The sequence below is a fragment of the Streptomyces sp. NPDC049627 genome, assembly GCF_044465645.1.
Lineage (GTDB): Bacteria > Actinomycetota > Actinomycetes > Streptomycetales > Streptomycetaceae > Streptomyces.
The window spans coordinates 269,511-294,741 of sequence record NZ_JBITLW010000008.1 but is presented as its reverse complement, the minus strand read 5'-3'; the positions used below and the strand labels follow the sequence as shown (position 1 = coordinate 294,741).

At 73.5% G+C, this 25,231-nt stretch carries 18 protein-coding genes and 1 pseudogene; 10 read left to right on the top strand and 9 right to left on the bottom strand.

Annotated elements, in window-relative coordinates; translation table 11 throughout:
• Positions 1 to 99 precede the first annotated feature (99 nt).
• Positions 100 to 7,701 carry an SDR family NAD(P)-dependent oxidoreductase gene (locus ACIBU0_RS23420; RefSeq protein ID WP_398821354.1) on the top strand — a complete coding sequence of 2,534 codons (7,602 nt, stop codon included), beginning with the start codon at positions 100 to 102 and terminating at the stop codon, positions 7,699 to 7,701.
• Between the two features lie 7 nt (positions 7,702 to 7,708).
• On the opposite strand, the gene ACIBU0_RS23415 is transcribed toward ACIBU0_RS23420, so the two are convergent.
• Entirely contained in the window at positions 7,709 to 7,936 is a 228-nt protein-coding gene (locus tag ACIBU0_RS23415) for a hypothetical protein (protein WP_398821352.1), read from the bottom strand.
• 206 nt (positions 7,937 to 8,142) lie between these two features.
• On the opposite strand from ACIBU0_RS23415, the gene ACIBU0_RS23410 reads away from it, so the two are divergent.
• Positions 8,143 to 8,892 (top strand): thioesterase II family protein, encoded by a 750-nt coding sequence (locus ACIBU0_RS23410; protein ID WP_398821350.1) that lies wholly within the window; start codon positions 8,143 to 8,145, stop codon positions 8,890 to 8,892.
• Complete coding sequence (locus ACIBU0_RS23405) at positions 8,889 to 10,385, top strand: MFS transporter (protein ID WP_398821348.1); 1,497 nt, start codon at positions 8,889 to 8,891, stop codon at positions 10,383 to 10,385. The genes ACIBU0_RS23410 and ACIBU0_RS23405 overlap by 4 nt, the downstream gene beginning before the upstream one ends.
• A gap of 24 nt (positions 10,386 to 10,409) precedes the next feature.
• Here ACIBU0_RS23405 and ACIBU0_RS23400 read toward each other — a convergent pair whose 3' ends face one another.
• On the bottom strand, positions 10,410 to 11,084 hold the full coding sequence (locus ACIBU0_RS23400) for a GntR family transcriptional regulator (RefSeq protein WP_398821346.1): 675 nt from the start codon (positions 11,082 to 11,084) through the stop codon (positions 10,410 to 10,412).
• Between the two features lie 164 nt (positions 11,085 to 11,248).
• Here ACIBU0_RS23400 and ACIBU0_RS23395 point away from each other — a divergent pair, with 164 nt between their 5' ends.
• Both ACIBU0_RS23395 and ACIBU0_RS23390 read left to right on the top strand, forming a co-directional pair.
• Complete coding sequence (locus ACIBU0_RS23395; protein WP_398821344.1) at positions 11,249 to 12,742, top strand: NCS1 family nucleobase:cation symporter-1; 1,494 nt, start codon at positions 11,249 to 11,251, stop codon at positions 12,740 to 12,742.
• Between the two features lie 5 nt (positions 12,743 to 12,747).
• Positions 12,748 to 13,470 carry an aspartate/glutamate racemase family protein gene (locus ACIBU0_RS23390; protein WP_398821342.1) on the top strand — a complete coding sequence of 241 codons (723 nt, stop codon included), beginning with the start codon at positions 12,748 to 12,750 and terminating at the stop codon, positions 13,468 to 13,470.
• Here the strand turns inward: ACIBU0_RS23390 and ACIBU0_RS23385 are convergent.
• The 3 genes from ACIBU0_RS23385 to ACIBU0_RS23375 form a co-directional block, all read right to left on the bottom strand.
• Positions 13,461 to 14,000 carry a GNAT family N-acetyltransferase gene (locus tag ACIBU0_RS23385; RefSeq protein ID WP_398821340.1) on the bottom strand — a complete coding sequence of 180 codons (540 nt, stop codon included), beginning with the start codon at positions 13,998 to 14,000 and terminating at the stop codon, positions 13,461 to 13,463. The genes ACIBU0_RS23390 and ACIBU0_RS23385 overlap by 10 nt on opposite strands.
• The gene (locus ACIBU0_RS23380) at positions 13,997 to 14,434 is read right to left on the bottom strand and encodes a RidA family protein (RefSeq protein WP_398821338.1); all 438 of its coding nucleotides are present in this window, start codon (positions 14,432 to 14,434) and stop codon (positions 13,997 to 13,999) included. The genes ACIBU0_RS23385 and ACIBU0_RS23380 overlap by 4 nt, the downstream gene beginning before the upstream one ends.
• Positions 14,435 to 14,499: 65 nt before the next feature.
• Entirely contained in the window at positions 14,500 to 15,225 is a 726-nt protein-coding gene (locus ACIBU0_RS23375) for a hypothetical protein (RefSeq protein WP_398821336.1), read from the bottom strand.
• 218 nt (positions 15,226 to 15,443) lie between these two features.
• On the opposite strand from ACIBU0_RS23375, the gene ACIBU0_RS23370 reads away from it, so the two are divergent.
• On the top strand, positions 15,444 to 16,229 hold the full coding sequence (locus tag ACIBU0_RS23370; RefSeq protein WP_398821334.1) for a nucleotidyltransferase domain-containing protein: 786 nt from the start codon (positions 15,444 to 15,446) through the stop codon (positions 16,227 to 16,229).
• A 258-nt stretch (positions 16,230 to 16,487) separates the two neighbouring features.
• Positions 16,488 to 18,374, top strand: a complete 1,887-nt coding sequence (locus ACIBU0_RS23365; RefSeq protein WP_398821332.1) for an FUSC family protein — start codon at positions 16,488 to 16,490, stop codon at positions 18,372 to 18,374.
• A 39-nt stretch (positions 18,375 to 18,413) separates the two neighbouring features.
• On the opposite strand, the gene ACIBU0_RS23360 is transcribed toward ACIBU0_RS23365, so the two are convergent.
• Positions 18,414 to 19,403, bottom strand: a complete 990-nt coding sequence (locus ACIBU0_RS23360; protein ID WP_398821330.1) for an endonuclease/exonuclease/phosphatase family protein — start codon at positions 19,401 to 19,403, stop codon at positions 18,414 to 18,416.
• Between the two features lie 136 nt (positions 19,404 to 19,539).
• Between ACIBU0_RS23360 and ACIBU0_RS23355 the strand changes: the two genes are divergently transcribed.
• The 3 genes and pseudogenes from ACIBU0_RS23355 to ACIBU0_RS23345 all read left to right on the top strand — a co-directional run bounded on the left by ACIBU0_RS23355 (position 19,540) and on the right by ACIBU0_RS23345 (position 21,688).
• A complete protein-coding gene (locus ACIBU0_RS23355; RefSeq protein WP_398821328.1) occupies positions 19,540 to 20,892 on the top strand; it encodes an amidohydrolase in 1,353 nt (450 codons plus the stop codon).
• A gap of 101 nt (positions 20,893 to 20,993) precedes the next feature.
• Positions 20,994 to 21,348: pseudogene (locus ACIBU0_RS23350) on the top strand (DUF899 family protein).
• A gap of 154 nt (positions 21,349 to 21,502) precedes the next feature.
• Positions 21,503 to 21,688 carry a hypothetical protein gene (locus ACIBU0_RS23345; RefSeq protein WP_398821326.1) on the top strand — a complete coding sequence of 62 codons (186 nt, stop codon included), beginning with the start codon at positions 21,503 to 21,505 and terminating at the stop codon, positions 21,686 to 21,688.
• A 71-nt stretch (positions 21,689 to 21,759) separates the two neighbouring features.
• On the opposite strand, the gene ACIBU0_RS23340 is transcribed toward ACIBU0_RS23345, so the two are convergent.
• The 3 genes from ACIBU0_RS23340 to ACIBU0_RS23330 form a co-directional block, all read right to left on the bottom strand.
• Positions 21,760 to 23,622 carry an ABC transporter ATP-binding protein gene (locus tag ACIBU0_RS23340; RefSeq protein WP_398821751.1) on the bottom strand — a complete coding sequence of 621 codons (1,863 nt, stop codon included), beginning with the start codon at positions 23,620 to 23,622 and terminating at the stop codon, positions 21,760 to 21,762.
• A gap of 417 nt (positions 23,623 to 24,039) precedes the next feature.
• A complete protein-coding gene (locus ACIBU0_RS23335) occupies positions 24,040 to 24,474 on the bottom strand; it encodes a hypothetical protein (protein WP_398821324.1) in 435 nt (144 codons plus the stop codon).
• On the bottom strand, positions 24,465 to 25,115 hold the full coding sequence (locus ACIBU0_RS23330; RefSeq protein ID WP_398821322.1) for an ATP-binding protein: 651 nt from the start codon (positions 25,113 to 25,115) through the stop codon (positions 24,465 to 24,467). Before ACIBU0_RS23330 ends, ACIBU0_RS23335 begins: the two co-directional genes overlap by 10 nt.
• Positions 25,116 to 25,231: the final 116 nt, after the last annotated feature.

Here is a 25,231-nt window from a genome sequence, read left to right as displayed (position 1 = left end):
CTCGCCCGCCACCCCCCGCATGGCCTCGTCGGCAGTAACCCCGGGAGGTCCCGGAGAGTTGTCGGCAGCGTGCCCCAGCCCAATGACCACGTTCGTCCGATGTCCGACGCCGCCGCGGACAGCTCCCTGCCCCTCGCCCCTCCCGCCCCGCCCGGGCAGGAGGGGCACGGCTCCGGAGCCGTCGCGGTGGTGGGCGTGGGGCTCCGGCTGCCCGGCGGGATCCGGTCCCTCGACGGGCTGTGGGCGGCGTTGGCGGAGGGCCGGGACCTGGTCGGGGAGGTGCCGGGCGACCGGTTCGACGTGACGCGGTTCGTGTCGGCCGACGGACGACCGCGCCCCGGCCGCATGTACACGGCCGCCGGCGGCTTCCTGGACGACGTGGCCTCCTTCGACGCGGAGTTCTTCGGCATCTCCCCGAAGGAGGCCTCCCGGCTGGACCCGCAGCAGCGGCTGCTCCTGGAGTGCGCGGTCGAGGCGTTCGGCGACGCGGGCATCGACCCGGCGACGCTGGCCGGCGGCGACACGGCGGTGATCGTGGGCGTGTCCTCGCACGGATACGGCGATCTGCAGCAGCGGCGGCCGCGCACGACGAACGCCTATTCCATGAGCGGAACGGCGGCCTGCAACACCGCGAACCGGGTGTCGTACGTCTTCGATCTGCGCGGGGCGTCGTTCGCCGTCGACACGGCGTGCTCGTCGACGCTCACCGCAGTGCACCAGGCGTGCCAGGAGCTGCGGTCGGGGCGCAGCGCGCTCGCGCTCACGGGCGGGGTGAACGTGCTGCTCAACCCGTGGGAGAGCGTCGGGTTCGCGCAGGCGTCGATGCTGTCGCCGAGCGGGCGCTGCCATCCGTTCTCCGCGCACGCGGACGGCTATGTGCGCTCCGAGGGCGCCGGCGTGTTCGTACTCAAGCCGCTCACTGCGGCGCTGGCGGACGGTGACCGGATCCACGGGGTGATCCTCGGCAGCGGTGTCAACGCGGACGGCCGTACGGCCGGGCTGGCGCTGCCGAGCGCGCGCAGCCAGGCCGCGCTGCTGGAGCGGGTGTACGCCGAGACGGGCGTCGGCGCGGACGAGGTGGCGTACGTCGAGGCACACGGCACCGGCACACAGGCCGGGGATCCCGTCGAGTGCGCGGCCTTGGGGGAGGTGCTCGGACGGCGGCGTACGCCGGGTGTGCCGCTGCCGATCGGGTCGGTGAAGTCGAACCTGGGGCACCTGGAGGCGGCGGCCGGAGTGCCGGGACTGCTCAAGGCGCTGCTGGTGCTGCGGGAGCGGCGGATTCCCGCGACCCTGCGTACGGCTCCGCCGAGTACGCGGATCGACTTCGCCGGGCTGGGCCTGGAACCGGTGGCCGAGGTGCGTGGCCTGCCGGGTGCGCGGCTGGTGGCGGGGGTGAACTCCTTCGGGTTCGGCGGGGCCAACGCCCATGTGGTGCTGGGCGCGGCTCCGGACGTATGCGGCCGATCCGGCGCGGAGGGCGCGGACCGCCTTCCGGACGACCGGACGCGTCCCGGCTGCGACGGCCCGCTCCCGCTCGTCGTGTCCGCCCGCACGCCGCAGGCGCTGGAGGCCGCGGCCGTCCGGTGGGCCGGGCACCTGGAAGGCCTGGCCCCGGGCGCCTTCTACGACACGGCCTACACGGCGTGCCGTCGCCAGGCCCGGTACGAGCATCGGGTCGCGTTGCTCGCCGGGGACCCGGCGTCGGCGGCGCGCGCGTTGCGGAGCGTGGCGCAGGGCGACCCGGCGCCGGGCGCGGCCCGTGCGGTCGGTGTGGAGCGGGGTCGTATCGCACTCGTCTTCAGCGGCAACGGGTCGCAGTGGGCCGGGATGGGCGCGGAACTCCTCGGCGCCGACGGGCACTTCACGGCCGAGGTCGACGCGCTCGACGCGGTGTTGCGCCCGCTGCTCGGCTGGTCGGTCCGCGAGGAGATGGCCGCACCGCGAGGGGCGGAGGTCTGGCGGCGCACCGAGATCGCCCAGCCGATGCTGTTCGCCCTGCAGGCCGGGCTGGTGGCGGCCCTCGCGGCACGGGGGTTCGCTGCCGCCGCGGTCTGCGGGCACAGCGTGGGCGAGGTCGCGGCCGCCTACTGCGCGGGGGCCCTGGACCGCGCGGCCGCCTGCCGGGTGATCGCCGCGCGCAGCCGGGCCCAGGGCACGACCGCCGGGTGCGGGAGGATGGCGGCCGTCGGGCTCGGCGCCTCGGACGCCGAGAAGCTGATCGCCGGGACCGGGCAGGAGGAGCGGCTGGTCGTCGCCGGGATCAACAGCGCCCGGGACGTGACCGTCGCGGGGGACGCCGCGGCGCTCGCCGCGCTCGGTGAAGTGCTGGGCGAAGGGGGCGTGTTCTTCCGCGACCTCGGGCTGGACCACGCCTTCCACAGCCCCGCCATGGACGCCTTGTGCGGGCCGCTCGCCGCCGCGCTGTCCGGGCTGGCGGCACGGCCCGCGCGCATCCCCCTGGCCTCCACGGTCACCGGGCGGCTGAGCGGTGGCGCGGCCCTCGACGCCGACTACTGGTGGCGCAATGTGCGTGCGCCCGTCCGGTTCGCCGATGCGGTGGACGTCCTCGTCGGCGAGGCCGGCTGCGACGTCCTGGTGGAGATCGGCCCCCACCCCGCACTCGGCGCCTACCTGCGGCGCGCGACGGCGGACACCGGGCGGCCCGTCGCGGTGATCCCCACACTCACCCGCACCGCCTCCGGCCCCGGCGCGCTCGACGGCACCGTGGCCCAGCTGCTGGCGTGCGGAGCCGACGCGGACTGGAGTGTCCCCTTCCCGTATCCGGGCCGGGTGGCCGACGTGCCCGCCTACCCTTGGCAGCGCGAACGCCACTGGAACGGCGGTCCCGGCTGGTGGCCGGAGACCCCGGCCGAGGAGGACGGCGACCCGGGGCAGCCGCCCCACGCCCTGCTCGGCGTACGGCTGCCGGGGGCGCGGCCCGCCTGGCAGCAGGAGCTCTCCTGTGGTGTGCCGGGGTGGCTGGCCGACCACCTCGTCGGCGAGACGGTGGTCGTGCCGGCGGCCGGGTACGCGGACCTGGCCCTGACCCTCGGACAGGCCGTGCACGCCGCGCCCGTCGAGGTGCTCGGTCTGTCGATCGGCCGTGCGCTGAGCCTGCCGGGCGAGGACGAGGACCGCACGGTGTCCGTCCATACGGCACTGGAACGCGACGGCGCCTTCACCGTCTCCAGCCGTGACGGTGGGGGTGGTCGTGACGGTGGTGACGGTGGTGGTGGCGGTGCGTGGACCGAGCACGCCCGCGGCAGAGTGCGCAGGCTGCTGCGCGCGGGCCCGCCCGGCGCCGACCCGCGCGCACTGCGCGCCCGGCTGCCCCGCGAGATGAGCGCGGCCGGCCACTACACCCTCTGCGCCCGCGCCGGACTGCCTTACGGCCCCGCCTTCCGCACCCTGACCGGCCTGCGCACCGACGCCGCCGACGGCCGTGAGGTGCTCGCCTCCTACGCCGCCACCGTCGACCTCACCGACGCCCCCCTCGCCCACCCCACGCTTCTCGACGGCGCCCTGCAGGCGGGCCTTCCGCTGCTCGCGGCGGCGACGGACCTGGAGGCGGCCAACCCCGACGGCACGCCGGCCGGCACCGAACGCGCCCCGGCCGCCTTCCTCCCCGTCGGCATCGACACCGTGCGCTGCTGGCAGCCGCTGCCCCGCACCGGCCTGATCCACGTGCGCCTGCGCGGCCGTACCCCACGCGAGGCCGTCTGGGACCTGACCGTCATGGCCGACGACGGCACCGTGGCCCTGGAAGCGCTCGGCTGCCGACTGCGCCGCTTCGACGCGACGCGCACCACCGCACCCCAGCAGCTGGCCGAGGTCCTGCGCGCCGCCCCGCTGCCCACGAGCCCCGCCACGCCCTCGCCCTGGTCGGCACCCGCGGTCACCCTCGCCGCCTGCGCGGACGGACTGTCCCGGGCCGAGCGGAGCTGGCGGACCCACCCGTACGACCGCGCCCGCGCCCAGGCTCTGCGCCTGAACGCGCACCTGACCGCGGCCGCCGTACGCGAACTCCTGTCAGGAGCAGGGGAGTTCACGCTGGACGACCTGATCGCGGCCGGAGTGCGGTCCCGGCATCGCAGGCTGCTCACCGCCCTGTTCGAGTACGCCGTACAGCAGGGCGTCCTGGCCGCGGGCGGGGACGGCCGGTGGCGGGTGGCCGAGGAGCCGCAGCCGCACCGGCTGTTCCGGGAAGGGCTCCTGGCCTTCCCGGCCGAGATCACCGCCGCGCAGACCTACGCCGTCTGCGGGCGGCATCTCGCGGACGTGCTGCGCGGCCGCACCGACCCGCTCGCGCTGCTGCTCGCCGAGCCCGACGCCCTCGCCGCGCGCTTCTACGACAGCACACCCGTCATGCGGCACCACTACCGCGTCGCCCGGCTCCTGCTGGACGCCGCCGTGGCGGAGTGGCCCGAGGGACGGCCGCTGCGGGTGCTGGAGGTCGGCGCGGGGACCGGCGGGTTGACGGCCGCGCTGCTGCCGCTGCTGCCGCCCGACCGTACGCACTACACCTACACCGACGTGTCCTCCGCCTTCTTCCCGGCGGCCCAGGACCGCTTCGCCGACCACGACTTCGTCCACTACCGCTGCCTCGATCTCGACGCCGACCCCGTCGCCCAGGGCTTCGCGCCCGCCTCGTACGACCTCGTCATCGCCGCGAACGTGCTGCACGCCACGCGGAATCTGCGGCGTGCCCTGCACCGCGTCGGCGACCTGCTGGCCGACGGCGGACAGCTGCTCGCGGTGGAGAGCCACGACCCGGCCGGGCTCACTCCGGTGTTCGGGCTGCTGGACTCCTACTGGGGTGCCGAGGACACGGATCTGCGGCCGAACGGGCCGCTGGTGGCACGTGACCGGTGGCCCGGGCTGCTGGAGGAGTGCGGATACACCGGCACCGTGCAGCCGGGCGACGCCGCGCAGCCCGCGTACGACGACTACTCCGTCATCCTCACCGCCCGGGTTCCCCGCGCCACAGCCGCAGCCGTATCGGCAGCCGCAGCCGTATCCGCATCCGCGTCGCCCGGGCCGTGTCCCGTGCGTCCGCCCGCGGTGGCCGCCGTGACCGGCGGGCCGCTCGCCACCGCGGCCGCGACGGCGCTGGGCACCGATGCCCGGCCCGCGAGCGAGCGCCCGCAGTGGTGGTCCGAACTCCTCGCGGACACGGACGACTTGGTGCTGCTGGCTGAGGGGGGCGGCCTCGGAGGCGCCGCCGCTGCCGTGACGGAGACCGCCGTACGGCACTGTGCCGTGCTTCGCGCGCTCGCGACCGCCACCCGGCAGTTGCCCGAGGACCGCGAGGTCACCGTCTGGGTCGTCGCGTGCGGCGCCCACGACATCCCGCCGGCCGCCGTCGCGGCCTTGTGGGGAGCGGCCCGGAGTCTGGCCAACGAGCAGCCGAGGCTGGCCGTCCGGCGCATCGCCCTCGCGCCCGGGGCCGAGGACGGACTGGCCGAGGAGCTGACGGCCCGCCCGGCCGACGACGAGGTGCTGCTGACCCGGGAGGGGCGCTTCGTGACGAGGCTGCGTCCCTACGTGCCGGGTCCCGTGGCGCCTTCGAGGGCAGGGACGTCCACCGCGTACACCCTGACCGTGGACGAGCCCGGTCTGCGGTACCGGCTCGGCTGGCGTCCGGCGCGGGTGCCGCGGCCGGGAGCCGACGAGATCGTCGTCGAGGTCGCGGCCGCCGGGCTCAACTACCGCGACGTCATGGCCGTCACGGGACTGGTGCCGCCGCCTCGGGCGCCGCGCGGGCTCGACGCGGAGCCGATCGGACTGGAGTGCGCCGGCACGGTCGTCGCCGTGGGTGCGGGTGTCGAGCACATCGGTGCCGGCGACCGGGTGGCCTGCCTGACCCTCGGCTGCTACGGCTCGCACGCGCGGGCCCGCGCCGACCGGGTGGTGCCGGTGCCGGCCGGCATGGACTTCACCGAGGCCGCCACGCTGCCGACCGTCTTCTTGACCGTCCGGCACGCGCTGGGCCATCTGGCCCGTCTGCGGCCCGGCGAGACGGTGCTCGTGCACGGCGCGGCCGGGGGCGTGGGCCTCGCCGCCCTGCAGTACGCCCGGCACATCGGCGCCCACGTCATCGCCACCGCCGGTACCCCCGCCAAGCGTGACCTGCTGCGGCTGTTCGGCGTCGAGCACGTCCTCGACTCGCGCACCCTGCGCTTCGCCGACGAGATCGACACGCTCACCGAGGGCCGCGGCGTGGACGTCGTGCTCAACTCCCTGGCCGGCGAGGCCATGGACCGCAGCCTGCGGGTCCTGGCGCCGCACGGCCGGTTCGTGGAACTCGGCAAGCGCGACTTCCTCGCCGACAACTCCCTCGCCCTGGCACCGTTCCGCGCCAACCTCTCCTTCCACGGCGTGGACGTGGCCGCGCTGCTCACCGAGGCGTCCCCGGTGGCCGACGCCCATCTGACGGAGATCACCCGGGGCGTCCACGCGGGCCACTACCGCCCCCTGCCCCATCGCGTCCACCCCGCCACGAAGATCCGGGAGGCGTTCGCCGCCCTGCAGCACTCCCGGCACATCGGCAAGGTCGTCGTCACCTTCGACGCCGCCGAACCCGTGCCGGTCCGCCCCGCGACCACCGCCCCCGCGCTGGATCCGGAGGCGAGTTACCTGGTCACCGGCGGGCTGGGGGGCTTCGGCGCCGCCACCGCCCGCCACCTGGCCGCCCGCGGGGCCCGCCATCTGACGCTGGTCGGCCGGCGCGGCGCGGACACGCCCGGCGCAGCTGAGCTGACCGCCGACCTCGCCTCGCTCGGGGTGCGCGTGAACGCGTACGCCGCCGACGCGGCCGACCGGGACGCCGTGCGCCGCATCCTCGACGACCTCGACGCCGAGGGACGCCGCCTCGCCGGGGTGGTCCACGCCGCGATGGTGCTCGACGACGCTCCGCTGCACGAACTGGACGACGCACGGGTACGGGCCGTCCTCACCCCCAAGCTGACGGCCGGTCACGTGCTGGACGAGCTGACGCGCGACCGCCCGCTCGACTTCTTCGTCGTCTACAGCTCCGTCGCCGCCGTCGCCGGCAACCTCGCGCAGTCGTCGTACGCGGCCGCCAACCTCGCCCTGGAAGCCCTCGTACGCGACCGGCGCCGGGCCGGACTGCCCGGCCTCGCGGTGCAGTGGGGTGCGATCGCCGGAGCCGGTTTCGTGCATCGCACCGAGCGCGGCGCCGAGATGACGGCGCTGGGCCTCGGCGGACTCGCCACCGCCGACGCGTTCGCCGCCCTCGACCGGCTCCTCGCCGACCCCGACGCCACGGTGGTCGCCGTGGGCCACGTCGACTGGGGACGACTGCACCGCTTCCTGCACACCCTCACCGCGCCGCGTACGGCCGCGCTGCTGCCCCCGGCCGAGCACACCGACGGCGCGGAGCGGCTGCGGCAGGCGCTGGAGCGGGCCACGCCCGACGCCGCCGCCGTCCTCGTCGAGGACGTCCTGGCCGAGCTGCTCGCGCACGTCCTGCAGACCACGCCCGACCGCGTCGACCGGACCCGGCGCCTGGACCAACTGGGCGTGGACTCCCTGCTGGCCGCCGAACTCGCCACCCTGCTCCAGCAGCGGCTCGGCTGCGAACTGCCCACCGTGGAACTCGCCGGCACGCCGAACGTCGCCGCCCTCGCGCGCCGGGTACTCGGCCGCCTCGACGCCACTCGGCGACCTGTCCGATGAGTACGGCTCAGCTGGTGACGCCTGCGGTGGAGCCGGTGCGTCCGCTGATGAGGCCGGTGAGGACGGTTGGCCCGCTGACCATTGCGGTGGTTGCGGTTCGTCCGCCGATCAGCCCGGTGCGGGCGGTTGGTCTGCTGGCCATTGAGGTGACGACGGTTCGTCCGCCGATCAGCCCGGTGAGGTTCGTTCGCCCGCTCATGACTCCGGTGAGGACCGCTGGTCCGCCGATCAGCACGGTTGGCTCCGCTCATGGCCCGATCAGCCTGGTGCGGGCGGTTGGTCTGCTGGCCATTGCGGTGGTTGCGGTGCGTCCGCCGATCAGCCCGGTGAAGTTCGTTCGCTTGCTCACCACTCCGGTGACGACCGGTCCTCCGCCCATCAGCCCGATCAGCTCCGCTCGCCCCTCACCCCCTCCCCACGACCCCGATGAGGACCGCCCCCGTGCCCGCACTCGTCTCCCTCGCCCGTCGTCCCGAGGCCGCCGTGCGCCTGTACTGCCTGCCGCCCGGCGGTTCCGGGCCGGAGTTCTACCAGGCCTGGGCCGCGCTGCTGCCGGATGCCGTGGAGCTGTACACCGTCGCGCTGCCCGGTCGCGGCAGTCGCCGTGACGAACCGTCGTCGACCGACCCGCGAGCACTCGTCGCCGCGCTCGCCTCCCTCGTCGACGACGCCGCCGACCCGCGGCCCTTCGCCCTGTTCGGCCACAGCCTCGGCGCCTTGCTCGCCCACGAGACCGCGCGCCGCCTGCGCCGCACCGGACGGCGCGAGCCCGTACTCGTCGCGCTCTCCGCCCTGCCCGCACCCCACCGGGGCGACCTCGGCCGGCTCCTGGCCACCCTGCTGACCTCGGGTCTCGACGCGTTCACCGACATGGTGGGTCCCGTGCCCGCCGAACTCCTCGAAGATCCGGTGACCGTGACGCGTCTGTGCACACCGTTCCTCGCCGACCTGGTCCTCGCCCTGCACCACCGCCACCACGACGAGCCGCCCCTGGAGGTGTCCCTGGCCCTCTACGGCGGCACCGCGGACCCCCTCGTTCCGCCGGACTGCCTGGAACGCTGGAACGACCTTTTCACCACGCCCGCGACTCCCTGCCTCTTCCCCGGCCGCCACACCTACCCGCAGGACCCGGACCAGGCGCCGGCCCTGGTGCGGCAACTCGCCAAGGACCTGCAGACCGCGGCCCGATGACCCGCGACCGTGCGCGCTGGGCGGCCGCCGCGGTGGTCTGCCTCGGGGTGTTCCTGCTCGGCATGGACCTGACCGTCCTCAACGTCGCCGTGCCCGACCTGCAGCGCGACCTCGACCCCTCCATGGCCCAGGTCCAGTGGATCGTCGACGCCTACGCGCTGGTCCTCGCCGGCCTCGTGCTGACCGCGGGCGCCCTCACCGACCGGATCGGCCGGCGCCGGGCCTTCACGATCGGTCTGGCGGTGTGCGCAGCCGCCTCCGCGCTCGGCGCGCTCGCCGAGGAGCCGGGCCCGGTCATCGCCGCGCGCTGCGGCATGGGCGCCGGCGCGGCCCTGCTCATGCCCGCCACCCTGTCGATCATCGGCAACCTCTTCACCGAACCCGCGGCGCGGCGCCGGGCGATCGCCCTGTGGGCCGCCGTCCTGGGGCTGGGCGGCATGACGGGGCCCGTGCTCGGCGGGGCGCTCGTCGAGGGCTTCTCCTGGCGCGCCGGGTTCTGGGTGAACGTCCCGTTCGTCGCCGTGACGCTGGTCCTCACCGCGCTCGTCGTACCGGAGACCGGACCCGGCCGTACAGGGATTCATGGCGGCGGGCGCGCCGAGGGCCGCTGCGAGCAGCGGGTCGACCTGCCCGGCGCGCTGCTGTCGGCGTGCGGACTGCTCACGCTCGTCTGGGCGGTGATCGAGAGCCCGGTGAAGGGGTGGACGAGCACACCGGTGCTCACCGGGTTCGCCCTGGCCGCCGCCCTCATGGCCGCGTTCGCCGCCCATGAGAAGCGCCGCGCCGGGCATGCGATGCTGCCGTTGCCCCTGCTGCGCCGACCCGGCGTGCTGCGCGGCGCCGTGTCCCTGGCGCTGCTGTCCTTCGCGCTGTACGGGGCGCTGTTCGTCATCACCCTCTATCTGCAAGGCGTCCTGGGGTACACCCCCTGGCAGGCCGGTGTCCGCACGCTGCCCCTGGCCGCGGCCCTCGCCGTGGGCTCACTGGCGGCGCCGCGGATGCTCGCCCGCCATGACGGACGGACCCCGATCGCGGCCGGACTCGCCCTGGTCACCGGCGCGTTCGCGGTCCTGGCCCACACCCGGGCGACCTCCGGCTACGGACACCTGATGTTCTTCCAGGTCATCGCCGGGCTGGGTGCCGGAATCGCCGCGGTCGCCGGCACGGAGTCCGTCATGGGCGCGGTTCCGCTGTCCCGGGCCGCACTGGGGTCCGCGGTGAACGACGCCACCCGCCAGGTCGGAGCCGCTCTCGGCGTCGCCGTGCAGGGTTCCGTCCTCAGTACGGTCGTCACCGACCGTCTCGGCGCCGCGGCCCCGGTGGCCGGCCCGACCGCCGTACTGCCGCCGACGCCGGTTGCCCGGCAGGCCTTCGTCGACGGCCTCACGGCGACCGCGCTGACCGCCGGGGCGGTCACGCTGGCGGCCGCCCTCGCGCTCATCCCCTGGCGCAGTGCGATGCCCCAGGGCACGACGTCCCGTGAGGGGCTTTGAGCGAGCCGAGTCCTTCGCTGCCTGTCACGGCAGCTCCTCGGCCGCGGCCTCCCCGAACAACTGCCGCACCGTCGACCGGTGGTTGGTCCGCACGTGCGCGAGGGCGTGCGCGCGGGCCCGGGCCGGGTCGCCGGACGCGATCGCCTCGTACAACTCCCGGTGCTCGACGAGGAGTTGGGGCCACTCCTCATTGCGCCGGGTCATCCAGCGCAGGCGGCCCGCGACCGGTTCCAGGGCCTCGATCAGCAGGCTGTTGCCGGCCATCGCCACGATGCGGTCGTGCAGCCGGCTGTTGACGTCCGTGATCGCTTCCGCGTCCCCCGCCTCGGTGGCGGTGGCCGCCTGGTCGAGGAGCTGCTCGACCTCGGCCAGGTCCTCCGGCGTCGCACGGGACGCGGCGAGCCCCGCCGCGTACACCTCCAACGCCTCGCGCAGTTCGAAGAGCTCCTTGACGTCGGTCGGGGTGAGCCGCCGTACGACCGTACGGCGGGGCGTCTCGAAGAGGACGAACCCCTCGGCGACCAGGGCGCGGATCGCCTCGCGGACCGGCACGCGGGAGACGCCGAAGCGGTCGGCCAGCTCGCGCTCGACGAGCCGGTCGCCGGGGCGCAGGCGGCCCGCGATGATCTCCTGCCGGAGGGTGGCCAGGACGCGCTCGCGGATCGCGCCCAGGGGTTCGATCTTCGTCGTGGAGCTCATGAGGTCATCTTCGCCGACCCCGGGTGTGTTTTACGAAGCGTTAACAAGAGCGACATCGGTCAGAACTGTTGACGGCGGGACTATGTCCGCTGTTTGGTATACCAAACGGCTCTGCCAAACGCCCTCCACAAGTAGTCTCCCGTCCCCCGGCTCCTGGAGGCCCCGTGTCCCTCGCCGACCGTGCCGAAGCCACCGGCACACCAGCGTTCGTCCCCGATCCACGGCTCACCAACGAAGACCTCGCGCCCGCGGGCAAGCGCAACTGGAAGGTCTTCGATCTCTTCGCCATGTGGATGTCCGACGTCCACAACCTCGGCAACTACACCTTCGCCGCCGGTCTGCTGGTCCTCGGCATGAACGTGTGGCAGGTCTTCACCTCCCTGCTCGTCGGCTTCGTGCTGATCTACATCGGCATGAACTGGATGGGGAGGATCGGCCAGCGCCACGGCGTCCCGTTCCCGGTCGTCAGCCGCATCAGCTTCGGCGTCTGGGGCGCCAACATCCCGGCGCTGATCAGGGCCGTGATCGCCATCATGTGGTACGGCATCCAGACGTATCTGGCCTCGGTCGCCGTGAACGTGATGCTGCTGGCCGCCTGGCCCGGCCTGGAGTCCTGGACGCACAGCTCCTTCCTGGGCCTGCACGCCCTCGGCTGGGTCTCCTTCCTTTCCCTCTGGCTCATCCAGGCGCTGATCATCAGCCAGGGCATGGAGTCGGTGCGGAAGTTCCAGGACTTCTGCGGTCCGGCGATCTGGGTGGTGATGATCGCGCTGGCGGTCTGGATCCTCGCCAAGGCCGGCTGGACGATCTCCCTCACCACCACCCCGCACCCGGTGTCCGTCGGCGAGCAGTGGCGTCAGTGGTTCGGCGCGATCGGCCTGATCCTCGCCACGTACGGGACGCTGATGCTCAACTTCTGCGACTTCTCGCGCTTCGCGCCCGACTACCCGACCGTGCGGCGGGGCAACTTCTGGGGCCTGCCCATCAACTCGACGGCGTTCGTGGTCGTCTCGGTGATCGTCACGGCCGGTTCGCTGGAGGTGTTCGGCGAGGCCATCACGGACCCGGCGGAGCTGGTCGCCAAGGTCGGCAACACCTGGGTCCTGGTCGTGGCGGCCCTCACCTTCGCCATCGCCACCATGGGCGTCAACATCGTCGCCAACTTCGTCTCACCGGCGTACGACCTGGCCAACGTCTGGCCGCAGAAGATCACCTTCAAGGTCGGCGGCATGATCAGCACGGTGGCGGCGCTGGTGGTGACCCCCTGGAACCTCTTCTCCAACCCGACCGTCGTGAACTACTTCCTGGGCGGCCTCGGCGCCTTCCTCGGCCCGCTGTTCGGCGTGATCATGGTCGACTACTACCTGGTCAAGCGCGGCCGCGTGGACGTGGACGAGCTGTTCTCCGCCGAGCCCGGCTCCCGCTACTACTACCGCAAGGGCGTCAACCCCAAGGCGCTGTGGGCGTTCCTGCCCGCGGCCGGGGTGGCGGCGGTCCTGGCGCTGGTGAAGACGTTCAGCGATGTGGCGCCGTACTCGTGGTTCATCGGGACGGCGATGGCGGCCGGGCTGTATCTGGTGCTGTGCCGCGGTGAGCGCGCCGAGTCCGCCGCCGGGTCCCTCACCGGGTCCGCAGGGTCCGTGGCGCGGGAGGTCTGAAGGACGTGCGGATCGTCGTCACCAACTGCAATACCACGCAGGAGATGACCGAGGAGATCGTACGAGGTGCCCGGGCCGCGGCAGGCCCGGGCACCACCGTGCTCGGGCTGACGCCGCGGTGGGGGCCGGAGTCGGCGGAGGGCTGGCTGGACAGCTATCTGTCGGCGGCGGCCGTGATGGACGCGCTGCGGACGTACGAGGGCCCCGAGTACGACGCGGTCGTCATGGCCGGCTTCGGGGAGCACGGGCGCGAGGGCGTCCGGGAGCTGGTGGACGTACCGGTCGTCGACATCACGGAGGCGGCGGCGCACCTGGCCTGTCTGCTGGGGCGGCGGTACGGGGTCGTGACCACGCTGGAGCGGTCGTGCGGGCAGATCGAGGACAGCCTGGAGACGGCCGGCGTGGGCCGCAACTGCGTCGCCGTGATCGGTACGGGGCTCGGAGTGCTGGAGCTGGAGGACGGCGAGCGCACGGAGTCCGCGTTCCTGGCTGCCGCCGAACGGGCGCGGGACGCCGGTGCCGAGGTCCTGGTGCTGGGGTGCGCCGGGATGACCGGGCTGCAGCGGGCGGTGGGGGAGAAGCTGGGGGTTCCGGTGGTCGACGGGGTGGGAGCGGCGGTGAAGCTGGCCGAGTCGCTGGTGGGGCTGGGGCTGACGACGAGCCGGGCCGGGAGCTACGCGAGTCCGTTGCCCAAACGGCGGGCCTGGGGTCGGCCGCCTCAAGGCTGAACGGGAGCCTTGCCGCCACCGCGAACGACGGCGTCACCGCGAACGACGGCGTCACCGCGAACGACGGCGGCACCGCCGCCACCCGGACGCCAGACGTACCGCACGTCGGGCTCGCGCTCCTCGTTCCCGCTGCCGTCCGTGTACTCGACGGCGACGAAGCCGTGCCGCTCGTAGAAACGGTGGGCGGGCTTGTTGACCTGGAAGGTCCACAGGCTCAGACCGTCCGGGCGGCGCCGCTTCGCGAGGCCGACGAACCGGTCACCGATGCCGCGCCCGCGCCAGTCCGGGTCGAGGTAGAGCTGGGAGAGCTGGTCGTCGTCGAGCACCAGGAGGCCGACGATGCGCTCGGCGGCCTCGGCCACCCACGTCTCCTGCCGTGGCACCACCACCTCCCGGAAGTACGCCCACACCTCGTCGTCGGAGTGCGCCCGGACGACCGTCGGCAGCGCGGAGGCGAACGACCGCAGCCAGACGTCGGCGGCGGGTCCGGCGTCGGTGGGGGTGGCGCGGCGGAGCGCGACGGACGTCATGGCTGCGCCCCTTCCTCGGGTACGTGCGCCCCTGCCTCGGGTACGACGGCCGTGGCCGTGATCTCCACCAGCTGCCCCGTGTACCCGAGGCACGCCACACCGATCAGCGTCGACGAATGCGGCCCGACACTGAGCCCGGAGGCCTCGACGACCTCCCACACGGCCGACAGCACCGCGGTGTCACCGCTCACGACGTACACATCGGTCGACAGCACATGCGCCAAGTCACTGCCGACGCAGCGCAGTTGCTCCTCAAGGTTGGCCACCACCTGCTTCGCCTGCCGTACGGGGTCTCCCTCACCGACGAGGTTCCCGTCGGCGTCGAGCGGCACGGAACCGGCCAGGAAGGCGAGCTTGGTGCCGGCCTCGACGACGGAGGCGTGGGAGTAGGTGGGGGGTGGGAAGAGGGCGGGGGAGGTGACACGACGGATCATGGAGACTCCTGTGTTCTTGAGTGGTGCGGCGGATTCATTGAGTCGTACGGCGAACAACCCGCCGATCATCCGAGCCCTGGCCCACGCCCGCATCCCAATTTCCTTCTCCCCGAGGCGAGTGTGGCGAGCAGCCGACGTTGGCACTCCTGTGCTAGGTCCGGGTACGCCTCGGAGATGGCCGCGTAGACACGGCGCCAGAGCAGTTCCTCGGCTGCGGCACGCCCGGTACTGCCGTACAACTCACCGAGGACCTGGTGGTGCCGGGTCAGCCGATGGCGCAGGTAGTCGACCTTCCAGCGGTTGAGCGCGGCGGGCTCGGCACCCTCGACGGTGGCCGGTTCTGCCGCGTGCCCCCGCCCCCGCCGCCACCGGCCGAGCGTCCGCTTCTCCTCCTCCCGGCGGTTCCGGTGCTCGACCGCCAGCGCCGCCAGCCTGTCCGGAGCCAGCCGCGGCACGTCCATCGGCTCCGCCGCGATCCGCGCGAGCACCTCCCGCCGCCTGCGCGCAGCGGCAGCCCGCGCCGCACCCGACCGCCGGGCCGCGGCGGCCGCAATGGCCCTGAACTCCTCACTCCGCTCAGCGGCCTCGATCCGCTCCATCAGGTACAGCCGGGTCCGCGGGGCGGACTGGAAGATCGGATGGCCCACCAGCATGTCGGGCTCACCGAGCAGTTGCCGCACCATGCCCGGAGTCCAGCCCCGGGCCCGCAGCCCCGCTGCGGAGAGGTGGGTGTGCCGAGGCTGCGGCTCCCGACCGCCATGGCCCTCGTGATCCCGCTCGTGCGTCGTCATCACTGCTTCCCCCGTCGCCGTTACGCTGAGTGACGACTTCATTGATAACGCACGGCACTGACAACGGCCCCGATCCGCCCTGGGCCCCGGTGCAAAGTGGCGGGCTCGGGCGGCATTTCCAGCGCGGTTCTTCGGGGCGGCGGCAACGGGATGAGGTGCCGGAGTCTCAGGGGCGTAATCGCGTAGAGGCATGCCCCCCGGCTCCGTACGCTGCCCACATGCCCACCCCTGACGACACCGCCTTCCTCGACACCACCGCCGACCGCCTCGCCGCCCTCCCCGCCGTCCAGGCCGTCGCCCTCGGCGGCTCCCGGGCGCAGGGCACCGAACGCCCGGACAGCGACTGGGACCTGGCGATCTACTACCGAGGTGCCTTCGATCCCGCGGACCTGCGCGCCATCGGCTGGGAGGGCGAGGTCTCCGAGATCGGCGGCTGGGGTGGCGGCGTCTTCAACGGGGGCGCCTGGCTGACGATCGAGGGCCGACGTGTCGACGTCCACTACCGCGACCTCGACGTCGTCGAGCGGGAGCTGGCAGAGGCGGAGGAAGGGCGGTTCCGGGTGGAGCCGTTGCTGTTCCATCTCGCCGGAATTCCCAGCTACTTGGTGGTGGCGGAGCTGGCCGTCAACCGGGTGCTGCGAGGTGAGCTGCCGCGGCCGGCGGGCTATCCGGAGAAGCTGCGCGGCGCGGCGGGCGAGCGCTGGTACGGCACCGCCCGAGCCACCCTCGCGTACGCGAAGGCCAACCACGCCCCAGCGGGCCGTCTCACCGAACTCGCCGGCGCCATCGCCACTGCCGCCATGCAGACCGGGCATGCGGTGCTGGCGGCGCGGGGGGAGTGGGTGACGAATGAGAAGCGGTTGCTGGAGCGGGCGGGGCTGCGGAGTACCGACGGGCTCATCGGGACGCTGGGGACCCGTCGAGAGGGGCTGAACCAGGTCGTGGCCGAAGCGGAGGAGCTGTTCGCGCGGGCGATGGAGAGGACGGAGTCAAGGCGCGCCTGACGTCGCGGCATCAACGCACGAGCGTGCGCGACCGACGGGGGATTTGCGCCGGCCTCGCGGCCGAGCACGTCGCTGAGCAATTGCGTTCATAAAGAACGTGGCCTTTCCACCCATCGTCACATCCCCGAAACGTCACCGTCCCATCACCCCCAAGAATCCGCCCTACCGTGGACATCACGGGCCCACCCGATACGGCCCACCGCGCCCGGCCACCGTCGCCCGATGGCACACCCTCGCCCTCGCCCCGACAGGAGCCCCGTGTCCCGCCCCGCCCGCACAGCCGTTCCCCGACTGCATCTCCCGCCCTGGCTCGCCCACGCCCTCCGCACCCAGCGCGGCCCTGTCCCCTGGAGTGCGGTCGCGCGGGGGGCGTTGGCCGCCGGCCCCCTCCTCCTCGCCGCCGTCCTCGCCGGCCGCACCTCCCTCGGCGTCGTGGCCGCCATCGCCGCCATGCTCGCCGGTATCAACGACCGCCCCGGCAGCCGCCGTGCCTCGGTCAAGCGGCTCGGCGTGCCCGCGCTGGCAGGGGCCGCCGGGCTGTTCGTCGGGACGTACGCCGGGGAGCACATCGGGGCCGTTGCGCTCACCCTTCTCCTCACCGGTCTCGGGCTCCTCGCCGGCGGCATCAGTGCCGTCGGGACGGTCGCCTCCGGGGCCGGTACGCAGCTGCTCGTCGCCGCGGCCGTCGGGGCCGGGATGCCGCTGCCCGAGAGCGGGTGGCAGCGGGCGCTCGCCTATCTGGCGGGGGCGGCGTGGCTGCTCGCGTTGCGGCTCGCGCTGCCCACGCCCGGTTCCCTCGCCGGGGACTTCCGGTTCGACGGGGAGCGGGAGGCCGTGGCCGACGTGTACGACGCCGTCGCCGAGCTTCTCGATGCCGTGGGCACCGACCGTGCCACCGCCCGCCGCGCCGCCCTCACCGCCGCTCTCGATCACGCGCAGGACGCCCTCACCGGGCCCCGGCTGCGGCGGTACGCCTCCTCGTCCGCCGAGCGGAGGCTGCACGCGCAGTACGCCGCCGCCCTGCCCCTCGCCGAGGCCGCCACCGCGCTCGCCTGGGCCGGGGAACCCGTGCCCACCCGGGGCTCCGAAGGCCCCCGGCGCCTCGCCGCCGCCGTACGCGGCAACACGCACACCGGCCCGCTCCCCGCGCCCTCCCGTTCCGCGCCCGCCCTGCGCGCCCTCGACGACGCCCTGCTGCACGCCGCCGAAGCCTTCGACCGGGGCCGGGACGACACCGACGACCTGCACACCCGGCGTCGTACGGCCAAGGATCTCGTCCGATCCGTGTTCGGGGTCGGCGGGCGGGAGTACGGGCTCCGGGTCGCCCTCTGCTTCGGAGTCAGCGCCGCCATCGCGCAGGCCCTGCACCACGCCCGGTGGTACGGGCAGCACGAGCACTGGTACTGGCTTCCGGCCACCGCCGTCTTCCTCGTCAAGCCCGACCTCGGGCCACTTGCCTCCCGGGTGCTGTGCCGGGCCGCCGGGACCGTGCTGGGAGCGCTGCTCTTCGCCGGGTTCGCTGCCGTTCTGCCCCGGCCCGAAGGGCTCATCGCCCTCGTGGCGCTGAGCGGCGCGCTCATACCCGTGTCGACGCGGCACTTCGCCGCCCAGACCGCCGTGGTGACGGTGCTCGTGCTGGCCCTGGTCATGGTGGGCGGCGAGCCGCAGGCCTCCGTCAGCCGGATCGGGGAGACCCTGCTGGCCTGCGCGATCGTGCTCGTCGTGGGGCATCTGCCGATGCCGGGGCAGCGGGGCGGGGGCGTGCGGTCCCGGCTCACCGCGGCCGGCCGGGCCGCGCAGGCCTACCTCGCCCATGTGCTCAGCGAGTCCGACGACCGCTCCGCCCGCTGGACCCTGCGCCGCGAGGCCTACCGGGCACTCGCCGAGGCCCGGACCGCCATCGCCGTCGCCTCCGCCGAACTGCCCGCGCTCGCCCGGCACACGGAGGGCGCCGACGAGGTGGCCGCCCTGCTCGAACGGCTCGTCGACACCACCACCGCGTGCGCCGTGCACCTCGACGACACCGGGCGGCTCACACCCCGTCACACCGAGCGGCTGGCCGAACTGCTGGACGAGCTCACCGCGCGTGGGGAGCGGGCCGGGGTACGGGTTCCCGACGTCTCTCGGGCGCGCCTCGCCGGCTGACGCCGCCCGCCTCGTCGCCCTCGTCCCTGTCCGCCCCGGTCAGTCGATCCGTATCCACACCGGCGCATGGTCCGAGCCCGGCGTTCCGACCCGGTCCGTCGGGTCCTCGCCGACGGACGGCAGTTCCAGGGGCTCCTCGTGCAGGGCGGGCAGGCCCGTGCCGGCCCCCGACTCGGGGAGGCGACGGGCGATCCTATGACTCACCAGGACGTGGTCGATCAGCTCGGGGCGCCCGACATTGACGCGCGAGAAACGCCGTTTCGCGGGGATGCGCGGGGCCACGTTCCACAGCCGGAACGGATCACCCAGGTCGGGGTCGCCGAAGGCGCCCGGCCGGTCGAGCTCGGAGCCGGGAGGGCCGAGCAGGATCTGGGTGGTCGCCGCGTTCACGACGTCGTTCATGTCGCCGAGGACGGCCACGTCCCGGTCGCGCCCCTCGCCTTCGAGCAGGGAGTCCGCGAGTGCGCGCAGGGTCGTCGCCTCGGCGGCCCGCCGGTAGAGGGCGTAGGCGGCGAAACGGGCCCGTTCGGCCTCGTCGTGCGGATGGAAGCGGGACTTCCCGCCGTTGCCCGGGTAGGTCAGCAGCTTCGACTTGAGGTGGGCGACGGCCGCCCGGAGGGGACCGTTCCCGGTGTCCACCTCCACCGCCAGGAAACCGCGACTGGTCTCACGGTCGTGCTCGCCGGGTTGCACGCCGTCGTCGCTCTGCACCGGGCGCAGCTTGTCCGCGAAGACGCGCGTGTCCCGCAGCACGCGCATCGGCGCACGGCTGATGAAGCCGACGCGGATGCCCCGGCGGTCCCGGTGCCGGGACAGCGCGGTGTGCCACTCCCCGCCCACGGCCGCGACCAGGTCGTCGAGCGCTTCCTGCTGCTGGACCTCCTGGACGCCCAGCAGCAGCGGGTCGAGCGCGGTGATGACGGAGGCGAGGGCCGTCACCTTCGCCTCGTACTCGGCCTGGGACTTGGGGGCGCCCTGCTCGTCGCCCGGCAGCATCAGATTCTCGAGATTCCACGTACCGAGGAGCATGTCGGGCCCCTTCCAGAAGCCGTACGACGGGCTGCGGTGAGGCCAGCGTGCACGTGCCGGCGTCGCCGGGACAGAGCGGCGACCGGATGCACGGTTCACCCCCTGCGAGGGCATGACCGCGCCGTACGGTGCGTGTATGACGCCTTCTCCCGCCGGTCTCATCATCACTCGATGCACGGTTCTCACGCACGACGATCATGAGGGGATCGGGTTCGCCGAGGACGCGGCGATCGTCGTGCGGGGCGGGGTCGTCGAGGCGGTGGTCAGCAGCGCGGAGGCCGAGGGCCTGTCCGCGGCCGAGCGCATCGACGCGCGCGGCCAGGTCGCCCTTCCCGGCCTGATCAACTGCCATACGCACGCCCCGATGGTCGCCCTGCGCGGAGTCGCCGAGGACCTGCCCACCGAGGAGTGGTTCAACGACGTCGTCTGGCCGGTCGAGTCCAACCTCACCGTGAAGGACGTCGAGTCGGGGGCCCGGCTCGCCTGCGCCGAGATGATCCGTGGCGGGGTCACCTGCTTCGCCGACCACTACTTCTCCATGGACGCCGTCGCCGCCGTCGTGGAGGAGTGCGGGATGCGGGCACATCTGGGGGAGGCCTACTTCTCCTCCCAGGGCCCGCAAGGGCGGGAGCGTTCCCTGGAGTTCGCGCTACGGCATCGCGGCGGCGCCGGCGGCCGTATCACCACCGCCCTCGCCCCGCACGCCCCCTATACCGTGGACGACGCCGACCTGGCCGCCACCGCCGAACTCGCCCGCGAGCACGGCCTCCCCGTCCACCTCCACGCCGCCGAGAACCGGGATCAGGCCGACACCGGCCTCGCCCGCCACGGTGTCACCCCCATCGAGGTCCTGCGGCGCACCGGAATCCTCGACACGGACGTCCTCATCGCCCATGGCACCGGCATCCTCGACCGCGACCTGCCTGTCCTCGCCGGTGCCTCCGGCCGCATCGCCGTCGCCACCGCACCCCGCGGCTACCTCAAGTTCGCCTGGCCCACCACCACACCCGTACGCGCCCTGCACGACATCGGCGTCCCGGTCGGCCTCGCCACGGACGGCGCCGCCTCCAACAACTCCCTCGACGTGTGGGAGTCGATGGCCCTCACCGCGCTCGTCCAGAAGTCCACCACCGGCGACCCACGCTGGCTGACGTCCCGTCAAGCCCTGCACCACGCCACCCTGCAGAGCGCCCGCGCTGTCGGCCTGGGCGACGCGATCGGCAGCATCGCACCCGGCCGCCGCGCCGACATCATCCTGGTCGATCTCACCGGCCCGCACACCCAGCCCGTCCACGACCTCGCCGCCACCCTCGTCCACAGCGCCCGCTCCTCCGACGTCCGCACGACGATCGTCGACGGGCGGGTGCTGATGCGCGACAGGGAACTGCTGACGATCGACGTGCCGGCCGTCGTACGGGAGTTGGAAGAGCGGATGCCCGCGTTGCTGGACCGGAGTCACGGCAAGCGGATCCAGGATTACAAGACCTGAGAACCGGCTTCGGACAAGCCTGGAATTCTCCTCGCCCGGCGATGCGTTCCGCCCCTCCCACCGGTCACCACCCGGATCGGACCGTCGCACAGGAGGGGCCCGTGTCGCCTCCGGAGATCGTCTCGCGTGAGCCGGTGGCGCGCGGCACGCGAGGAACTGCTCGTCAAGGAGAAGGCGGCCACACGCGCGCGTGACGCCCTCAACGCCGAGCGGCGCAGACTGCCCATGGCCGAGGTCGAGGAGGACTCCATCTTCCAGGGGCGCCACCGGCTGGTCGTGTACGACTTCATGTTCGCGAGCTGCGGCCTCGACTGGCTGGCCTCGACCGCCGGCTTCCGGGACTTCACGGCGCTGGGCCGGCAGGAGGCGTGGGAGGTGCCCGAGGGGCGCGCATCGGCTCTTGGGGCGCCTGCGGGCAGTGAGCGGTTCCGCTGTCACGATGAGTACGAGGATTGACGCGTTCGGTAGCGATTGATCATCGAGTGTGAGCAGACGCTCACACATCGCGGTGAACGAGTGTCAACTACGTCTCAGTCCCGTCACCGGGCGAGGCGTTTCACCCCCGGCAGGCGTTAACTCCTACAAGTACAACGCTTACTGGAGGTGCGAGATGGTGAACGGGCGAACAGTGCTCGAACGCTTTCCCGCGGGCGGGCCGCGAGGATCGTGGCCGGCGGAGGAGTTCGCGCACGCGCGGCGGATGGAAGGTCTGCCCGCGGAGGTCGTCATGGACCTCGCGACGGACGCGTTCCTGGTGATCGTCCGCGGTGAGGCCACGGCCGACGCCGCCGCGTGAGACGAGAGCGGCCCGCCGCCCGGCCGGGCCCTCGTGCGGGCCGGCCCGCATCAAGGCGGGCCCCTCGCTGATCAGCCGGCTTTCGGTGCGGGCACCCGTGCCGTGAACTGCTCGGCCTGGAGCGAGTACAGCTCCGCGTAGACCCCGCCGGTGGCCAGCAACTCGTCCGGTGTCCCGGACTCCACGAGCCTGCCCTGGTCGAGGACGTGCACCAGATCGGCATGGCGTACGGACGCCAGCCGGTGGGTGATGAGGACGACCGTCTGACCGGCGGAGGCCAGGGCGCGGATCTTCTCGAAGACCTCCAGCTCGGCCCGCGCGTCCAGGGCCGCCGTAGGCTCGTCCACGATCAGGATGCGGCCGCGCCGGTAGGCGGCCCGGGCGATCCCGAGGCGCTGCCACTGCCCGCCGGACAGCTCGTGCCCGCCGCTGAACTGCCGGGCCAGCAGGGTGTCCAGGCCGCGCGGCAGATCGGCCACCACCTCCTCGGCCCCGGCCTCGGCGAGCGAGGCGGCCAGGCGTTCCTCGGTGAGGGGCGCGGACGAACGCCCGACGGCCACATTGACCCTGGCGGTGAACGGCCAGCGCTTGAAGTCCTGGGCCACCATCGCGATGCGCTCGGCGAGCTGGTGCCGGTCGGCGGTGGCCGCGTCGACGCCGTCCCAGAGGATGCGGCCGCGGTCGGGTGTGTACAGGCCCGCCAGCAGCTTCACCAGGGTCGTCTTCCCGGAGCCGTTCTCGCCGACCAGGGCGATGATCCGGCCGAGCGGGAGGGTGAGCGTGACGTCGTCGAGGGCGGGGCGGGAGGATTCGCCGGGGTAGGAGAAGCTGACGTGCTCGAAGCGGATCTCCTCGGGGTCCTCGGGCAACGGTGCTCCGCCGACCGGAATCGCCCGCTCGGCCGCCTCGGCGTACAGCCGCTGCAGGTCGCCCACGAAGAGGGCCTCCTCGTGCAGGGCGTTGACCTCCAGGACCAGACTGTCGAGGCTCGACGAGCCGGTGCGGATGGCGATCACGGCCGTACCCGCCACGGAGAGCGCCATGGCGCCGGCGAGCAGCAGCCCGCCCAGCGTGGCGTACGTCGCGACCGTCGCGAGCCCTGTCCACACCGCCGCGATCAGCCCCGTTCGCGCCGCGAGCCGGGCCAGCCGGGCCTGCTCCGCCTCCGCCGTCTCCGACACGGCCCGGTAGTGACGCAGAAGGAAGGGCCCCACGCCATGGACGCGGATCTCGGGCGCGGCGGCCGGCTCGGTCAGCAGCCCGCTGATCAGATGGCCCGCGCGGGAATGCTGCACCCAGGTGTGGAACGACTCGTAGCGGCGGCGCGCGTTGGTCAGGGCGCTCCAGGCGCTGGGCAGGGTCATGGTGGCGAGGAGCGGGAGCAGGGCGGGGTGCAGCACGGTCAGCACGCCCGCCGCCGCGATCAGCGAGATGGCCGCGTTCACGACACGGGTACTGTACGAGATCATGCGGCGGGCGGAGGAGGCCCCGTACTGCGCGGTGTCCAGCAGTTTGTGGAAGGCGTGGTCCTCGATCGCGGCGAGTTCCACGGCCGCCGCCCGCTCCAGGTACAGCTCGGTCGCCACCCGCTCCACCTTGGGCTCCAGGCGCCCGGTGGCATACGTCGACGCGGCCCGCAGCAGCGTCGAGACCACCATCACGGCGGCCATGGCGACGAGCGCGGGAACCGCGCCGCGTAACCGCTCCTCCAGCGGCCCGCCTCCCATGATCCGCCCCAGCACGCTGTTGACGGCGAGCAGCCCGACCGCCTGCGCCAGTCCTCGGACCACCTCGGCGCCCAGCACCGTCCGCGCGGCCCGCCGATCGGCCTGCCAGGCGAGGCGGAAGCTGGACCCCAACAGCGACGGCAACCGCGTCACCATGGCCCGGAAGTTCAACTCCAGAAAGGCGTCCCGGTGCTGATTCCACCCCATGTCGTACCGCAGGGCACCCCCGAACAACAGCCGCTCCGACTCGGACACCTCGGCCGCGACCTCACCGGAACGACGCTTCTTCCCCACCACGCAGCCTCCCCCGACCGTCCCTCGTGACGGAGGGCCACTATGGCGGGGTGGGCGGGTTCGGGGGAGGGCGCAAGTGGGAGGCGGGGGTGCGCGCGGGCGTGCGCCGCACTTCGGATGACGCGGGAGGGGCAGCGCCGTTGCCCGCGCTCTTCGACGCCGGTCAGCTGCATTCAGCCCGTCCGGCGTTTGAGGACGAGGCCCTTTAGGGGCCGAAGCGGGGGTCCAGGGGGCGGCAGCCCCCTGGCGGGGTGGAGGGGGCGGAGCCCCTTCAGGATGGGACGGGTAGGGGCGGCGGGGGCGAAAAACAAGACGGCCCCCGGCGGAGCCTCACGCGCTGAGCTGCCGCGACCACGCCGGCGTAGTCCCCATGACCCGGCACAGCGCCAGATACAGCGGAATCGGCGGCGTGTACGGCACCGTCCCGTCCGGTCGATGGATCAGCCGAGGAACGTCCAGAACCACGGCCCCCGTCGCATACCGCACTGACGCCGGCCACTCCAGCGCATAGTCGGAGTCCGACGGCACGATCCACCACCAGTGCGCCTCGTCGGCGTAGACACACCCCACCCGAGGCAACCGGGGCAGAACGAGAGGCCCGAAGCGGGCGGGAACCGCGACCGCGTCGCAGCCCAGGGGCGCCGTCATCCCCTCGGGAACGGGCAGCCGCCGAGGGCCGTCACCGGTCCGCAGGCCACGACGGAGCCGTACCAGCGTGTCCAGGCTCAGCACCTGACCCCCGCCGGACGCCCCGCTCACAGCCATCCGGCCCCCGTCTCCCTGCCGTGCCGCCCCTGCGCCTCGTCCTCGTCACCGGAGCCCCCGGACGATCCCTGCTTGGGCCGGGACCCCCATCCGAGGTCGTTGCACGGCCCGGCGTCCCGGTGAGCGCCGCCGCGGGAGGCCGCCCGGAACGCGGCCCCGCGCGGCAGGTCCACCCAGACCACCAGTCCGGTCCCCTGCTCCTGTGCCCCCCACGCATGGCAGAGGGCGTCGACGATGAGCAGTCCCCTCCCGTGCTCCTCCTCGGGCCGCGTCGCCAACGGGTGGGGCTCACCCGGCGCGCAACCCTCGTCACGCACGGCTATCCGCACCAGCTCGGCGCCGTCGTGCACCTCGCAGACGATGTGCTCGCTGGCGGTGTGCACGATCGCGTTGGTGACCAGCTCGGACACGACGAGAGCCGCCGTGTCGCAGGTGTCCTCGCACACCGACCAGCCGCTCAGCCGAGCTCTGGTCAGGCGTCTGGCCTGCGCGGGAGAACCCGGATGCGCGGCCAGCTCGAAGCGGAACCGGCGCTCGGCGGCGGTTCCCCGCTGGGGTCCCACTACCGGGGCGGCACCGAGGTCGTGGGGGACCGCGGCGGCGTCTGTTCCTAAGGGCGGGGACGGAATCACGCTTGCCACTATCGCCCCGTCGTGAACACTTGGCAAGCGTCACTCTGAAAATTGCAGAGTGCCGTGTGACTCTCTGGAAGGCCGTGGCACACTGCTCGCAACAGCATGTCGAACGGCGCCAGTTG

Excerpts from the sequence above, each read along its gene's own strand:
- ACIBU0_RS23335 (WP_398821324.1), bottom strand. The coding sequence starts at position 24,474 with ATGGCTGTGAGCGGGGCGTCCGGCGGGGGTCAGGTGCTGAGCCTGGAC.
- ACIBU0_RS23340 (WP_398821751.1), bottom strand. The coding sequence starts at position 23,622 with ATGGGGTGGAATCAGCACCGGGACGCCTTTCTGGAGTTGAACTTCCGG.
- ACIBU0_RS23420 (WP_398821354.1), top strand. The coding sequence starts at position 100 with ATGTCCGACGCCGCCGCGGACAGCTCCCTGCCCCTCGCCCCTCCCGCC.
- ACIBU0_RS23380 (WP_398821338.1), bottom strand. The coding sequence starts at position 14,434 with ATGATCCGTCGTGTCACCTCCCCCGCCCTCTTCCCACCCCCCACCTAC.
- ACIBU0_RS23400 (WP_398821346.1), bottom strand. The coding sequence starts at position 11,084 with ATGAGCTCCACGACGAAGATCGAACCCCTGGGCGCGATCCGCGAGCGC.
- ACIBU0_RS23370 (WP_398821334.1), top strand. The coding sequence starts at position 15,444 with ATGCCCACCCCTGACGACACCGCCTTCCTCGACACCACCGCCGACCGC.
- ACIBU0_RS23375 (WP_398821336.1), bottom strand. The coding sequence starts at position 15,225 with ATGACGACGCACGAGCGGGATCACGAGGGCCATGGCGGTCGGGAGCCG.
- ACIBU0_RS23345 (WP_398821326.1), top strand. The coding sequence starts at position 21,503 with ATGGTGAACGGGCGAACAGTGCTCGAACGCTTTCCCGCGGGCGGGCCG.
- ACIBU0_RS23355 (WP_398821328.1), top strand. The coding sequence starts at position 19,540 with ATGACGCCTTCTCCCGCCGGTCTCATCATCACTCGATGCACGGTTCTC.
- ACIBU0_RS23385 (WP_398821340.1), bottom strand. The coding sequence starts at position 14,000 with ATGACGTCCGTCGCGCTCCGCCGCGCCACCCCCACCGACGCCGGACCC.
- ACIBU0_RS23360 (WP_398821330.1), bottom strand. The coding sequence starts at position 19,403 with ATGCTCCTCGGTACGTGGAATCTCGAGAATCTGATGCTGCCGGGCGAC.
- ACIBU0_RS23405 (WP_398821348.1), top strand. The coding sequence starts at position 8,889 with ATGACCCGCGACCGTGCGCGCTGGGCGGCCGCCGCGGTGGTCTGCCTC.